The sequence below is a fragment of the Enterobacter sp. T1-1 genome, assembly GCF_000710795.1.
GTDB lineage: Bacteria > Pseudomonadota > Gammaproteobacteria > Enterobacterales > Enterobacteriaceae > Enterobacter > Enterobacter cloacae.
The window spans coordinates 15,638-30,106 of record NZ_JALW01000052.1 but is presented as its reverse complement, the minus strand read 5'-3'; the positions used below and the strand labels follow the sequence as shown (position 1 = coordinate 30,106).

Genomic DNA, 14,469 nt, shown 5'->3' with positions numbered 1-14,469 from the left:
CTCCTTAATCATCCTGGTGAGGGAAAAGCGTGTTATCGATCAAATCACATAAGCAGTTCACCGTGAGCATATGCATCTCCTGAATGCGTGCGCTACGGTGAGACGGAATGCGGATTTCCACATCCTGCGGCCCCAGCAGGCCCGCCAGTTCGCCCCCGTCATAGCCGGTTAAAGCAACGATAGTCATATCGCGAGTAACGGCGGCTTCGACGGCTTTGACAATGTCACGGCTATTGCCGCGCGTGGAGATAGCCAGCAGCACATCGCCCGCATGGCCCAGGGCACGCACCTGCTTAGCGTAAATCTCGTCATGCAGACGATCGTTAGCAATCGCTGTTAAGACCACATTATCGGTATTAAGTGCAATGGCAGGTAAACTGGGGCGTTCTGTTTCAAAACGATTGATCATACTGGCAGCAAAATGCTGTGCGTTGGCAGCGGACGTGCCATTGCCACAACAGAGGATTTTGTTGCCATTGAGCAGGGACTGCACCAGCGTCATGGCGGCGCGAGAGATTGCGTCAGGGAGGGCTTCTGCCGCGGCAATCTGAGTCTGAATGCTTTCTGTGAAGCACACTTTAATTCTTTCGAGCACGTTATCCCTTTTAAATCTTAATTATGCGTCTTCGCCAAAAGCGTTTTTCAGCCATTCGATCTCGTTTCCGGTGAAGGCTAACACATCGAACCGGCAATCCACAGTATCAAAACTCCCATTATGGCGGGCAAGCCACAAGTGGGCAGTCTGTAATAATTTATGTTGTTTGGCGGGTGTCACGCTGGCGGCAGCACCGCCAAAACGGGAAGACTGTCGGTAGCGTACTTCCACAAACACAATGACCTGACCCTCTTTCATGATCAGATCGATTTCGCCGCCACGTCCGCGAACGTTAGCGGCGATAAAGCGCAGTCCCTTGCCCTCAAGCCAGCGACGCGCTTTTAATTCCCAGGCGTCGCCGGTCTCTTTACGGCTTAACTGGCCGGGACGATTTGTCCCTGCTGGTATTTGAGCCATGATAACTTCCTGTTAATCACGCAATCCGGAGTGGCCGTCAGATCGCCGGTATTGCCGTTTAGCTCAAAGCCCGGCACCTGACGCATTTGGGTAAAGTGGTTCGCCAGCGTCCAGGCATCGACGCCCATCGCGTACAAACGCGCCAGTGAGTAGTCGTTACGGACTGCGCTCAGAGCCTGCTGCATCAGGGCCGGATTGCTGCCCGCCAGCATCGGAATTTCGCTGTATTGCAGGCCGTCCATCTCCAGGCGGAAATCCGGGCCTGCGGTGCCTTGTGCGCTGCGAGAGCTGGCGTAGAGCGTGGCGCCGCTCTGGCTGCCGTTACGCATGGCGATCATCGGCTTGATAAAGGCAATCTCTTGCGGCGTAGCGACAATATAGGCCGCATCCACTTTACCGCCACCGCTAATCTGCGCGTCGGTAGGTGGGGCAGGGATGGTCAGACCGCCAATCGTCACGCTCTGCTGCTGTGGCAGGCTTGCACTCACCGGACTGCCGTTAAGCGCAATACCCGCGCCGCCGTTAACGCCCGCGCGCAGTTCAGAGACGGAACCGAATTTCTGCTGCAGCACGATGCCGCCGCCCAGCTTCTGCCACTCTTCGGCAAAGGCGTTGGCGACGCGATCGCCCAGCGTACTGCGAGGGATCAGCAGCAGCGGAGACTGTTTCCCTTGCTCGTGAATATGACGCGCCGCATCGCGGGCTTCATCTTCCGGAGAGAGGGCGAAATAGCAGATATTGGCGCGGTTCTGAACCTGTTCAGGCTGGTTGAGCGCCAGCACGTTCAGCGCAGTGTTGCTCTTCATCAACTCTTCGACGTTGTTTTTCAGCAGCGGACCCACAACGATGCTGGCGCCATCCTGTTGCACCTGCGCCAGAACCTGATCGAGCGGCTGAGAACTGGTGTCGTAGATTTTCAGCTCAGCGCCCGGGTTAGCGCTGGTGGTGGCTGCGGCCTGTGGCTGGGCAGCAGGCTGAGCGGCAGGTTGTGCTGCGGGCTCAGTGGTCTGCGGTTGAGGTTGCTCCGCTGTTGCAGGCTCTGTCGCCGGTGCGGATTGTGTCTCTACCGGAGTCGCAGGCGCGGGTGCTGCGGCCGCAGGTGTGGTCGGTGCCGTCACCGGGTTCTGCATCGTCCCCTGCGGCGGCGTTTGTGCTGTGGTCAGGTCGCTGGTTTCCGCGGCGGAAGGGCTGACAACGTCGTTCACGTTTGCCGCCTGAGCTGCCTGCGCCGGAACTGCACTGCCGGTCACTGGCGTGGTACCGTTCTTCGCCGCTTCAAAACCTTGTTGAATGGTGCGGCCAAATACCGCCGCCTGGCCGTTCAACGGCAGAAGCAGGGCGATTTTGCTGGTGGAGGCAGGCTTAAAGTTCTGCACGTTCACCAGCTGTGTCGGCAGCATTTTCGCGCCCGGGTTTTGTGGGTAGCGCGTTTGCCAGTCGGTAATACCGGCTTTCAGCATGTTTGGATCGCTGCGGTTGTTAAACCACATCTGTTGCAGATCCAGCCACCCCTGCAACACGTTTTCATCAGCATTGATGACCAGCGCCTGCGCCTGTTCCTGGGTCATTGAGGCGAGCGCCTGCCAGGTGGAATCGATATTTTTCTGCTTGTCCGCACCGCCGAGCAGCGGCTCCTGGGCGATCAGCGCCCGTAGCAGCGTCAGGGAAGGACGTCCCTGCTCAGCGGTGATACCCGCCTGCCAGAAACGGGCCTGCTGATTTTTATCCAGTGCGCTTACGTCGATGTCGCCAAGGATCTTTTTCGCGGCGGCATAATCTTTCAGCGCGACTTTCAGCTCGGCAGAGAGCAGGCTCTGCTCAAGACGCTGGGCATCGTTAAGCTCGTGCGGAAGCTGGTTGAACAGTTCGGCGGCCTGCTGGGTTTTGCCCTCTTTCAGCAGTGCACGAATGGCGAGTAATTGCCAGTTGATCCTGGTATCATTTGAGCTTTGCGACATTTGTTGCAGATAAAAGCCAGAATCAGCCTGAGCGGATCCCTGCAGATGGGCCGTGCTCTGGTCAGGTGCCTGGGTGCCACAGCCTGCAAAGATCAGGGCTGCCAGCAGAAGCGGCACGCTGCGCGTGGCTTTTTTTCGAAGAAACGTTAACGGTACCATACTGTATCCAGTGATTTTTTTTACGCAATGCTCAATATTAAATCGGCAATACGGACGAAACAATGAAACAACACGAAACGGCAGAGAATTCTCAAGGCCAGCTTTATATTGTACCTACTCCTATCGGGAATTTGTCTGATATTACCCAACGTGCGCTGACCGTATTGCAAGCTGTTGATTTAATTGCTGCTGAAGATACCCGGCATACCGGTTTATTGCTGCAACACTTTGCGATTAACGCTCGTCTCTTCGCCCTGCACGATCATAATGAGCAGCAAAAAGCAGAAACGCTGGTGGCGAAGCTCAAAGAGGGGCAGAACATTGCGCTCGTCTCTGACGCTGGTACGCCACTGATTAACGATCCGGGCTACCATCTGGTGCGTACCTGCCGTGAAGCCGGGATCCGGGTGGTCCCTCTGCCAGGACCGTGTGCTGCGATTGCTGCGTTGAGCGCAGCGGGCCTGCCATCCGATCGTTTCTGCTATGAAGGTTTCCTGCCCGCCAAATCCAAAGGCCGCCGTGACGTGTTAAAAGAGCTGGAAGCTGAACCGCGTACGCTGATTTTCTACGAATCCACGCATCGCCTGCTGGAAAGCCTGGAAGATATGGTGACCGTCTGGGGAGAGAGCCGCTACGTGGTGCTGGCGCGCGAGCTGACCAAAACCTGGGAAACCATTCACGGCGCGCCGGTCGGCGAACTGCTGGCGTGGGTGAAAGAGGACGAAAACCGTCGTAAGGGCGAGATGGTGCTGATTGTCGAAGGGCATAAAGCGGAGGAGGACGCACTGCCTGCCGATGCGCTGCGTACTCTGGCACTGCTACAGGCTGAATTGCCGCTTAAGAAAGCGGCGGCACTGGCGGCAGAAATCCACGGCGTGAAGAAGAATGCGCTCTATAAATATGCGCTGGAGCAGCAGGGGGAGTAAGTGATATGAGCCGCTACCAGCCTCCTTTCACGATCACACCATCGATACTCAATCAGGTTGTTGAGATTGGTGAGCTATTAGGGCACTGGGCGGCGCATTCAGGAAGAACCTCTCCGTTACTGCGTAAAGAGAACCGAATCCGCACCATCCAGGCTTCTCTGGCCATTGAACATAACTCTCTGACGACCGGACAAGTAACGGCAATCATGGAGGGTAAACGCGTGCTCGCACCTGAAAAAGATATTCAGGAAGTGCGTAACGCGATTCTGGCTTATGAGAAATTGCCTGAATGGAAGCCCTGGACGCTCAAAGACTTACTCAGTGCACACCGGTTATTAATGCTTGGTCTGGTTGATAACCCTGGCAAGCTCAGAATGGGGGACGTAGGCGTATATCGCGGGAATCAGTTGGTCCATATGGCTCCACCCGCTTCCCAAATTAACCGGCTTATTGCTGATCTGCTTGCCTGGTTAAAAGAAACCGAACTCCATCCACTGATTACCAGCTCGGTCTTCCATTACGAATTTGAATTCATCCATCCATTTTCTGATGGGAATGGTCGTATGGGGCGGCTGTGGCAAACGTTGATTCTGAGTCAATGGCGCTCTGAGCTTGCCTGGCTGCCAGTTGAGACAATGATTCATTTTCAGCAGGATCGCTATTATCAGATTTTGGGAGAATGTGACCGGACGAGTGATTGCACCGCATTTATAGAGTTTATGCTTCAGAATATGGCTGAAGCGTTGCGGGAGGGCATAGGGGCACCTTCTGTTATGTCGGGAAAAATGTCGGAAGAGATGTCGGAAAAGGAAACGACTATTCTTGAGCTTCTTACCGTTCAACCGCAGATGTCCGCAGCGATGTTAGCATCCATGCTAGGTGTCACTTCCCGCACTGTGGAACGCTATCTCAGCGCCTTGCAAACAAAAGGGAAACTACAGCGCCTGGGAGCCAGGAAAGGAGGAAGCTGGCAGGTCATGCCTTAACCTGCTCAGCCGATCGCGTTTTATTTTTCTGGCATCGCCTCAAACACCAGCGTTTCCAGCGGTTTGAGGGTAATCACCACCGCGTTTTTATACTCTGCCGGTATCGTGGCGTTACTGCCATAGACCGCTTTCAGGCTAAACGGCGTCGCATCTCCGGTCGGGATTTCGAAATCTTTCGTCAAATCCAGATAATAGCTTTGCGGCTTATCCGACGGGTTTCGTAATCCAAAAATGGCTTTGTCTTTATTCCACGACGCCCAGCCGTAGATCTCAAGCGCCGTTGGGTCTCCGCCAATCCAGTGGGTATCCACCAGCACACTGGCGTTATCCCGGGACCATTTGGCAGCCTGCGCCAGGGTATCCCACTTCGCCTTGTTGAGCATTGAAGGGGTGATATACAGCTCCTGCAACTGGGTGCCGGTGGCGAAGTAGCTCCAGACCTGGTCAGCAAAATCGCTGTCCGTTTGCACCTTCTCCAGACCGTAATACGCATTCTCCGCGCTGACGATCCCGTGATACATCAGGGAGTTCAGCGGGAATAGCGGACCTTTACGCACAATAGAGCGATACGTCTCCGCATCGCGATAGGTCATCCACTGCTGCACCGGTGTGCCGGGGCCGTACAGGTTGATGTCGTCTCCCTGACGCCAGATGGAATCGGCGTAGAACAGCCAGGATGGGCTGGCGTTGGTACCGGTCGTCAGGTTAATAAACAGATTCGGATTGGCGCTGCGCATGTTATGCAGCAGTGCAATAGAGGCGTCAAAATCCGAGGCGAACGGGCTGCCCTTAATATGCGAATTGGCATTGCCCATCCCGTCGAGCTTGAACGAGGTAATGTGCTCGTTTTTGATAAGCTTAACGATCTGCTCATTAAAATTTTTAAAATAATTCGGGCCTGACAGCGCCAGCTTCCCGTCTACCGTTTCGAAACCGTACTCTTTTGCATGCGAGACGCGCGTATCGCGCGGTTTGTTATATCCGCCCCATGGCGAGAGCCACAGGCCAACAGAGCTGTGCAGGCTGTCTGCTTTCTCCCGTACCTTGCCAAAACCTTTGCTGAAAGCCGGGCCGAACAGCCATCGCCCGGTAAGGTCATCCCAGCCATCGTCAAGCAGGAAAGCATCCAGCGCGACACCCCGCCCGGCAATAAACTCCTTGTTCCATTCGTCCATCCGCCCCAGCACATCCTGCTCGGAGTACGGGGTAAAGAAGCCGATGTCCATCCAGCTGTTGTAGTGTAAGTAAGGTTTATACGGACGCGGACGCACGGCATCGATAAACTGGTTTACGCTACGGCGCAGTTGGCTGGTCTCCGGGAAGGTACCGAAGTAGGTGGTGTAGCTGACCGGTGTTGCCGGCTGAATGGGGGTTTTCAGCTCCACATTGAGGTTGGTCGTCGCTTCATAGGCGTACGTGTTAACGATGGGTTTATCCGGCAGGATAAAGAACGAGTCTGCGATAATCGGCGAGCTGTTAATTGCCCCATCTACGTAAGGTGCCTGAGCCTGCTTTTTGGTCGGGAAGAAGGTGATTTTCGCCACATCCCGTGGCTGCCCGACGGCGGCGATGGTGTAGTCGATGCTGGCGTATTTGCCCTTCACCAGGTTCAACTTCACCGTCACGTTAAAGTCAGGATGGGTGAAGTCGACGACAATTCCACTGTCCTGTTTTTCGACATGTTTGACCTTAAAATCCGCCGTGTGAATTTTAGTCTCGTCCGGCAGCGTCAGAAAGAACAGCTCCTGCGGCGTCAGCGGATGATTAGCCCTGGTGTCCTTCACCACGACCGTCGAGTTCGCGTCATCAAATGACAGGGCAATGTTGTCGTTATTAAGGGTGTAATTCGCTGCTATCGCGCTATGGGAAACACACAGGGCAAGCATGGATAGGGTGAGGATTTTTTTCATCAGGGTAAGATCCTTTTTCATCAGGCTTCTGTCGGAAGCAGCAAGCGGTTTGCCGAGCCACACACGGTAATTTTGCTTCTGACCACCTCTTTCATGGCATCCATTCCGACCCGCATATAAAAACGCGGATCGTTACCCTGCGGGTTTTCAGCAAACCAGGCTTTCACTGCGTCAGAGAAGGCGATTTTCAGCTCGGTCGCCACGTTGACTTTGCATACACCCAGCGCGATGGTGCGACGTACATCCTCATCCGGCACATCGCTCGCGCCATGCAGCACCAGCGGCACGGTGACCACTTCGCGGATCTCGGCCAGGCGCTGAAAGTCAATTTTAGGGCGTTTGGTATACAGGCCATGTGCGGTGCCGATGGCGACGGCGAGGCTATCGACGCCGGTCAGTTCGACAAAGCGTTTCGCTTCCTGCGGGTCGGTGAGAAATGCACTCTCCGCGTCGACGCTCATGTCATCTTCCACGCCGCCCAGACGGCCCAGCTCAGCCTCGACGCTACAGTCGTTGAGGTGGCAGAAATCGACTACCGATTTCACCAGCTTCACGTTTTGTTCAAACGGATAGTGGCTGCCGTCGATCATCGCGCTACGCACGCCAGCGTTAACCTTGCGACGAATATCGTCGAGGGATTCGTGATGATCGAGATGCAGCGCCAGCGGCATGTCGTAAGTTAATGAATATGCGCTGCACAGGGCGTAGATCTCTTCCAGGGCAATATGTTTGAACGTGCCCGGCGTGCCTGCGAGGATCACCGGCGATCGCATCTCGCTACACACTTCGAGGATCGCCTGGATCGTCTCTGCGTTGTGGATGTTAAACGCCGGTACGGCGTAGCCTTTTGCCTGTGCGTCCTGCAGAAGATATTTCGTTGAGATAATGCTCATGATGCGATCCTCTTAAGCCTGCCACGGGTGAATAACAACGCCCTGTACCACGCGGTTAACCGTGCCGCTGGCGGATGGCGTATCGGGTGTATTGCCCACGCTGAGGGACTGGGACAGCGCAAAGACCTGGGCGTACATCAGGAAGCAGAACGTCTGTTCCATATCAATAAACGGGCGTGAAGGCGGCAGCAGGATGTGCGGGCCCGCTTCAATCACCGGATCGTTTTCAGCGGCGATGGCGACAACGCGCAGGGCCTGGCGATCGCGACGCAATTCGGCCAGAAGATCCAGATCGTACTGACGCGTATACGGATGGCTGGAGATAAACACCACCACCAGCGTTTCGTTATCTACCAGCGACTTAGGCCCGTGACGGAACCCCGTTGGGGAATCGTAGAATGCCGCCAGCTTGCCCGCGGTCAGTTCCAGTACCTTCAGCGCCGATTCGCGCGCCGCCCCCTGCAGGCCACCGCTTCCCAGGTAGACGATCCGTTTCCAGGGCTCGTTACCAAATACGCCATGGCGGAAATCACCAAGTGAGGTGAGGATCGCCTGACAGCGATCGGCCACGTCGCGGAAGGTGTTGCTGTTGATCGTCTCTGGCGCGAATACGGCCAGGCAGCTTGCCATCATGGTGGTGATACTGCTGGTCATCGCGAAACCGCGATCGTGCGTTTCGGCAGGCATCAGCAGGGCACAGGCGTTATCACTGTCGATAGCGCTCTGATACAGGTTTCCCGCCTCGTTACAGGTGATCGACAGGTGGTAGCACTCCGGCACGAACTGATTGGCCAGCTCAACGGCGGCGACGCTCTCAGGGCTGTTACCGGAACGGGCAAATGAGATCAGCAGCAGCGGATGTGCAGGGCTGAAGTAATCCATCGGGTTTGTGACCAGATCGGTTGTCGGAACGGCGCAGATGTTTTTCCCGGTGTGGCTCGCAAGCCATGGCGCAATGATATCGCCTATAAACGCGGACGTGCCCGCGCCGGTCAGTACGATCCGCAGATCGTGCTTACGCAGCAGTGGCGTCAGGAAACTGTCAATCGAGGAGCGCAAATTATCGATGTTGTGGAGCGAGCGGATCCAGCTGGCAGGCTGCTGGCGGATCTCTTCTTCGGTCCAGGTGCCGGTTGTGGCGGTGGGAGTGATCTGTGGCATAACTCAGTCCTTAGTCGTGTGAATTCCACATCAGACGCTGGCAAATGTGTCGCTATCTTTCGTTTCGTTTCACTTTTTCACTTAAGCAGTTAAATAAAATCTATAGAAAAGAAATCGAAAGTTCAATGAAAGAAAAGAAATAAAACGAAAAGTGTGATCGCGAAAGGAAAGGCTAATCTTAAGGAAAGGAAAAGAAAGGCCTTACGGTTTGGCGCCGTAAAGCCAAAAGGAGACACAATAAAAGGGCTAAAGGGGGAGAGCCTGGCCCTGAATCCAGATCTGCTGAAGGTGTAAACCGTCATCCAGCGCAATAATATTGGCGCGTTTCCCTGGCGCTAAGGAGCCAAGCTGATGATCAATGCCCAGCAGGCGGGCAGGATGCAGCGAAGCCATATGAATAGCCTCTTCTGCTGTCACACCCGCATGTTCCACCATATGCCTGACGGCGGCATCCAGCGACAGCGTGCTTCCCGCCAGCCCGCCGGAGGCGGTTTTCACTACGCCGTGGTGCATTGTGACCTCTTCGCCACAGAGCATATACCGCCCGTCCGGCATACCTGCCGCCTGCATGGCATCGGTAATCAGCACCACGCGGTCCTTCGCACAGCAGCTGCATATACGCATGGCGCCCGGATGAACATGATGACCGTCGGCAATAAGCTCCAGCCACGCCCGTTTGTCCGTCAGCCCGGTACCGACCATACCCGGCGCTCTGTGATGCAGCCCCGTCATACCGTTAAAGCAGTGCACCAGTCCGTCTGCACCGGCGTCAAAGGCGGCGAGGGTTTGCTCGTACGTGGCGCCACTGTGGCCCAGCATCACACGGATACCCCGCTGCTTCAGGTGGCGAATGGCCTGTAGCGCGCCGGGCTTTTCCGGTGCCAGTGCCACCACCTTCAGCGTGTTTTGCGATACCGCAATCAACGCGTCCAGCTCGGCGATATCCAGTTCACGAAACAGTGCAGGCGGATGCGCCCCTTTGTTCTGCGGCGTAAAGTACGGGCCCTCCAGATAGCTGCCCAGAATCTGCGCGCCAGGGCCGCCTGACTGACAGCGTCGGGCGATCCGCGTGAGTGCGCCGTGAATCGCCTCCAGCGGCGCGGTGACCGTCGTGGGCAAAAATGCCCCGACGCCTTCACGTGCTTTATGAAGAGCCAAAACGTCCAGCGCATCGGGGGCGTCATCCATCACATCCACACCCATGCCACCATGAACGTGAATATCGATGTACGCCGGACAAAGCTGCCCGGCATCGCGAGCGTTAACCCCCGCAGGGACAGGTTCAATCGCCGTGATAACGCCGTTCTCGATACGAAGCTGGTGGTCATCCAGCCAGCCCTGTTCGGTCAGTACCCGCCGCGCGCGCAGTAGCTGACTCATATCCCTTCCTCAGCGGGCGCTTCCTCGCGACAGCGGCCAAGCTCATCTACCAGGCTCGTCAGACCGCGGTGACCACACTCCAGCGCCTGCCGACGAAACGCTTCGCTGCTCAGACCCTCACGTTCGAGCACCATCTCCAGCAGCAATTGCAGGTTGGTGCCGGTGATCACTTCGCTGCCCGGTCTTTTCATAGCGAGCGTAGAAGCAACGCGAAACGGCGTCCCGCCCAGCAGATCGGTAAGGAACACAATATCGTGCCGGGCATCGAGCTCGCTCACCGCCTGCTCAAGCTCCGCGGTCAGCCGCGCGGTGGTGGAGGTTTCCGGAAAATCGATGGCGATAAACTGCGGCTGCTCGCCGAGGATTTGCTTCATAGCCTGCTCAAGCCCGCTGGCAAATCCACCGTGACCCGTCAAAATAATGCCTAACATCGCAACCTCTTTGTTTTTACAGGAAGTGACAGAATTTACCGACAACACCCAGCACCACGGTGATACCAATCAGCCGCAGCGGGCTCCAGCCACGACGCACTAACCAGAACATGGTCAGGGTGTAGACCAGCGGCAGAAACGCAGGCATTAGCTTATCGATAACGTCAGCCTGCAGTTTAACGACCGCATCCCCGGCTTTGATTTCGAGTGTGGTATTGAGACGAACATAGGTTGCCACCAGCGCACCGATTACCGTCATCCCGACGATGGAAGCCGCATGGCCGACCTTTTTAGTATTGGCTTTGATCAACGGAATGGCTGCGACGCCCATCCGGTAAGCGTAATGCGCCAGGCCAAAACGCAGGCCGAGATGCACCACGTTAAACAGCACGATAAACACCACCGCACCCAGAATCGAACCTTGCAGCGCCAGGCTGGCACCAATACCGCCGCAGATAGGCAACAGGGTCAGCCAGAACATGGCGTCACCAATGCCGCCAAGCGGGGCACCGACGGCAATTTTGGTGCTCTGAATACTGTTTACATCCTGTTTGGAGCGTTCCATCGCCAGAATAATGCCAATAACAAAGGTCACCAGGAACGGGTGGGTATTAAAGAACCCCATGTGACCTTTCATGGCGCGTGCCAGATCGCGCTTGTTGGTATGGATCTTTTTCAACGCAGGCAGTAACCCATAAAGCCAGCCGGAGGCCTGCATACGTTCATAGTTGAATGAGGCCTGCAGCAGCATAGAACGCCAGGCGACGCGGTTGATGTCCTTTTTGGTCAGTTCGGCACCGATGCTCTGGTCTTCGTAGACGTTTTCATTGACGCCGGTCAGCAGCGTCTCTTCGCTTTGAGACACGCCCGGTAATGTTGTGTGATTAGATGCCATCTTCGAATTCCTCTTTCTGGGCTGCAGGTGCTACCGGTTCAGGTGATTTGCGCATCAGGTCTATCAAAGCCATGGCCAGCGCGGCAGCGGCAATCGCCAGAACCGGAAGCTTGAGCCAGGCCGCGGCGACAAAACCGATAATGAAGTAGGGGATGTAGACGTTTTTCATCATGATTTTGAGCAGCACGGCAAAGCCAATGGCAGGCATGATGCCGCCCGCGACGCCAAGGCCATCAATCAGGCGCTCCGGCAGCACATCAATGGCGGTTTTCGCGTGCTCCGCACCAAAGTAAATGGGCAGAAATGCGCACAAGAAATAGAAGAGGCCAAGTGCCAGCAGAGCCAGATAGTTAACCCGTTCAATGCCGTTGGTATCTGCATTAGCCGCCATGCGATCGCAGCGGGACATCACGCCGGACATTACCGAGAAGAGGAAGGTAATTCCCATCTGTACCGCGACGGCAAACGGCACTGCGACCCCGACGGCGACATCCGGTTTCACGCCTGTGGTGATGGCAAACGTGGTCCCGACGATGGTGCCGATAATGACGTTTGGCGGCTGTGCGCCCGCGAGCGGTGCCAGACCCATCCAGACCAGCTCTAACGTCCCGCCGGTTAAAATCCCGGTGTGCAGATCGCCAAGGATCAGGCCAACCAGCGGCCCGAGTACGACCGGACGGTGCATGTGTGTTAAGCCATTAAACATATCCAGACCCGCGATAAAGGCGAGAAGCCCCAGCGCGAAAGCCTGCAACAGACTGATTTCCATTGTGAATCCCTCAAAGCAGTTTAAAGAGATCCAAAGCAGTCTCTGTTGGAACGCCCTGAACGAAGCATTCCACCCCGGCCGCTTTCAGGCCGTTGAAGGCGGCGATATCGTCCGCGTCTACAGATACCGTTTTGGCAATTTGTTGTTTGCCACTGGCGTAGTGCATGTTTCCTACGTTGATACGGGTGATGGGCACGCCCCCCTCAACCAGCTTCAGAAAATCAGCGGGAGATTTACAGACCAGCAGAATTTTCTGGCGATCAGCGGCGCGATGAATGTTGTCGATCACTTTTTGCAATGACCAGAAACGCACGGCGATCCCCTCCGCGAGCACCATTTCCATCAGGTTCTGTTGAACCGGATCCTCTGCCACCTCGTCATTCGCGACCAGTACCAGGTTCGCCCCCGCGAACCCCACCCATTGCACGCCCACCTGACCGTGGATCAGACGTTCATCAATTCGGCATAAGACAATGTTTGGCATAGCTTTTTCCTCTTTTTAATTATGCATGCTGAGTCGTTACGCCTTCGCAGGCGGCGTGGTACTGCTGAAGTATGTCCTGAATGTGGTTGATGATGAGTTCTCGCGGCGTTGACTTGAGAGCCCCCTCGCGAACTTTGCTGTACTGCAACGGCAAATACTGGCTAATCAGCGGCAACGGTAGCGGTTCGTCCGCCAGGTTACGCACCAAACGTTCAAAGGCATCGTCAATCTGGCTGTCCGGCCAGTAGTAGCGTACGCGGTCAGAGTAGCTGTAGCCGCGCGCCAGGCGGCGTGCGTTGCTGTCGCCATGGTAGTGGCTTTGCCAGTATTCCGGCCGATCGAGCATCACGTTTTCCAGCACGTGACGCAGTCCCGAGCTGGCTTTCGCTGGCAGCAGTTCCTCTTCTATGGCAGCCAGCGCAAAGAGTGCCTCGCGCAGAGCGAAGGTGAGGGCCGGGCCGACTTTTAAAATGGCGAAGTGGTCCTTTACCAGCTGGCGAAGCGCCTGTGGCGTCTGGTAGTCGGTAGAGTGCGCTTCAAAAACCAGCGTATCGTAGGCTTCAACCATGGTGCTCAGGGCATGGGCTTTTTGCGGCTGGTAGTCACAGACGTGCGCATGGTCGAACTCCACGCCAGGCTGAACCACCAGGCCAATAATGCGTGGCCAGATGTCACCTAACCCTTCCTTTTCGAACGCATGACGATGCGCCTCAAGCGTCGCGCGAGCCGCGTCCGGCGTGGTGACTTCAAGCTCGGTAAGCGTTTCGTGTGCGCCACCCGGCACGGGGACTTCAGTGCCAATGACATAGACGAGATCGGATTCACCAGACTGTTCACGGCAGGTCTGTTCGGCGACTTTCGCCAGACGTGCCGCGCGTTCGGCGACAATCGCGTCGGTCAAAGGAACCGGATCATCCTCGCAGGACATACTGCAGTCGAGGTGGATCTTTTTGAACCCGGCTGCGACATAGCTTTTAATAAGATCGTCAGCATTGGCCATCGCTTCCTGCGCGGGCAGGTGTTGCCAGCGGTTTGGCCCTAAGTGGTCGCCGCCGAGGATCAACTGTGACGCGGGGAAGCCAAGAGAGTCCGCCAGCTTGCGGACGAACCCGTAAAAGTCGGCGGGCGTCATGCCGGTGTAACCGCCAAACTGATCAACCTGGTTTGAGGTGGCTTCAATCAGCAGCGGCGTTTGTTGCGAATGGGCGTAACGAATTGCAGCTTCAAGTACTAATGGATGTGCGGAACAGACGGCATAAATCCCGTTTGTATTCCCCCGTTTATGTTGTTCCACCATATCAGTCAGATGTTTCACTTTCCTCTCCATTTCGGATGGTGATGGTATTCATCTTTCGTTTTGTTTCATTTGATACTGCATTATGGTGGTATAAAAATAAAACGAAAGATAATAGTTTTCCGATCTGTTTCACAAAAGAAACGCAATGAAAGGTTTAAGCGTCGGGAAGGGGAGGGTAGGAACGGTAGATGGGGCTTGCATTCCCCTA

The 14,469-nt window shown here is 55.8% G+C and carries 14 protein-coding genes; 2 read left to right on the top strand and 12 right to left on the bottom strand.

Annotation, left to right across the window (positions count from 1 at the left end):
* Window positions 1-4 precede the first annotated feature (4 nt).
* From diaA to AK59_RS0117340, 3 genes are read right to left on the bottom strand one after another with little or no spacing between them, the layout of a single operon-like run.
* Complete coding sequence (gene diaA / locus AK59_RS0117350; RefSeq protein ID WP_003861754.1) at window positions 5-595, bottom strand: DnaA initiator-associating protein DiaA; 591 nt, start codon at window positions 593-595, stop codon at window positions 5-7.
* A 21-nt stretch (window positions 596-616) separates the two neighbouring features.
* Window positions 617-1,012, bottom strand: a complete 396-nt coding sequence (locus AK59_RS0117345; protein ID WP_013098898.1) for a YraN family protein — start codon at window positions 1,010-1,012, stop codon at window positions 617-619.
* Window positions 970-3,129: a penicillin-binding protein activator gene (locus tag AK59_RS0117340; RefSeq protein ID WP_029883382.1), complete on the bottom strand. Its 2,160-nt coding sequence runs from the start codon at window positions 3,127-3,129 to the stop codon at window positions 970-972. Before AK59_RS0117340 ends, AK59_RS0117345 begins: the two co-directional genes overlap by 43 nt.
* Before the next feature lie 62 nt (window positions 3,130-3,191).
* Here AK59_RS0117340 and rsmI point away from each other — a divergent pair, with 62 nt between their 5' ends.
* A complete protein-coding gene (gene rsmI, locus AK59_RS0117335) occupies window positions 3,192-4,055 on the top strand; it encodes a 16S rRNA (cytidine(1402)-2'-O)-methyltransferase (protein ID WP_013098896.1) in 864 nt (287 codons plus the stop codon).
* Window positions 4,056-4,060: 5 nt separating this feature from the next.
* Window positions 4,061-5,041: a Fic family protein gene (locus tag AK59_RS0117330; RefSeq protein WP_029883381.1), complete on the top strand. Its 981-nt coding sequence runs from the start codon at window positions 4,061-4,063 to the stop codon at window positions 5,039-5,041.
* A 20-nt stretch (window positions 5,042-5,061) separates the two neighbouring features.
* Here AK59_RS0117330 and AK59_RS0117325 read toward each other — a convergent pair whose 3' ends face one another.
* The 9 genes from AK59_RS0117325 to kbaZ all read right to left on the bottom strand — a co-directional run bounded on the left by AK59_RS0117325 (window position 5,062) and on the right by kbaZ (window position 14,291).
* The gene (locus AK59_RS0117325; RefSeq protein WP_029883380.1) at window positions 5,062-6,951 is read right to left on the bottom strand and encodes an enterotoxin; all 1,890 of its coding nucleotides are present in this window, start codon (window positions 6,949-6,951) and stop codon (window positions 5,062-5,064) included.
* 20 nt (window positions 6,952-6,971) lie between these two features.
* A complete protein-coding gene (gene kbaY, locus AK59_RS0117320) occupies window positions 6,972-7,844 on the bottom strand; it encodes a tagatose-bisphosphate aldolase subunit KbaY (RefSeq protein WP_029883379.1) in 873 nt (290 codons plus the stop codon).
* Between the two features lie 12 nt (window positions 7,845-7,856).
* Entirely contained in the window at window positions 7,857-9,005 is a 1,149-nt protein-coding gene (locus AK59_RS0117315) for an SIS domain-containing protein (RefSeq protein WP_029883378.1), read from the bottom strand.
* Window positions 9,006-9,251: 246 nt separating this feature from the next.
* Window positions 9,252-10,385 carry an N-acetylglucosamine-6-phosphate deacetylase gene (gene nagA / locus AK59_RS0117310; protein WP_029883377.1) on the bottom strand — a complete coding sequence of 378 codons (1,134 nt, stop codon included), beginning with the start codon at window positions 10,383-10,385 and terminating at the stop codon, window positions 9,252-9,254.
* Entirely contained in the window at window positions 10,382-10,816 is a 435-nt protein-coding gene (gene agaF / locus AK59_RS0117305; protein ID WP_029883376.1) for a PTS galactosamine/N-acetylgalactosamine transporter subunit IIA, read from the bottom strand. Before agaF ends, nagA begins: the two co-directional genes overlap by 4 nt.
* Window positions 10,817-10,832: 16 nt before the next feature.
* Window positions 10,833-11,711, bottom strand: a complete 879-nt coding sequence (gene agaE / locus AK59_RS0117300) for a PTS N-acetylgalactosamine transporter subunit IID (protein WP_029883375.1) — start codon at window positions 11,709-11,711, stop codon at window positions 10,833-10,835.
* Window positions 11,701-12,480 carry a PTS N-acetylgalactosamine transporter subunit IIC gene (gene agaW / locus AK59_RS0117295; protein WP_013098889.1) on the bottom strand — a complete coding sequence of 260 codons (780 nt, stop codon included), beginning with the start codon at window positions 12,478-12,480 and terminating at the stop codon, window positions 11,701-11,703. The genes agaE and agaW overlap by 11 nt, the downstream gene beginning before the upstream one ends.
* Window positions 12,481-12,490: 10 nt before the next feature.
* Window positions 12,491-12,964 (bottom strand): PTS N-acetylgalactosamine transporter subunit IIB, encoded by a 474-nt coding sequence (agaV, locus tag AK59_RS0117290; protein ID WP_013098888.1) that lies wholly within the window; start codon window positions 12,962-12,964, stop codon window positions 12,491-12,493.
* 19 nt (window positions 12,965-12,983) lie between these two features.
* Window positions 12,984-14,291, bottom strand: coding sequence for a tagatose-bisphosphate aldolase subunit KbaZ (gene kbaZ / locus AK59_RS0117285; RefSeq protein ID WP_029883374.1), 1,308 nt, complete (start codon window positions 14,289-14,291; stop codon window positions 12,984-12,986).
* Between the last annotated feature and the right edge of the window lie 178 nt (window positions 14,292-14,469).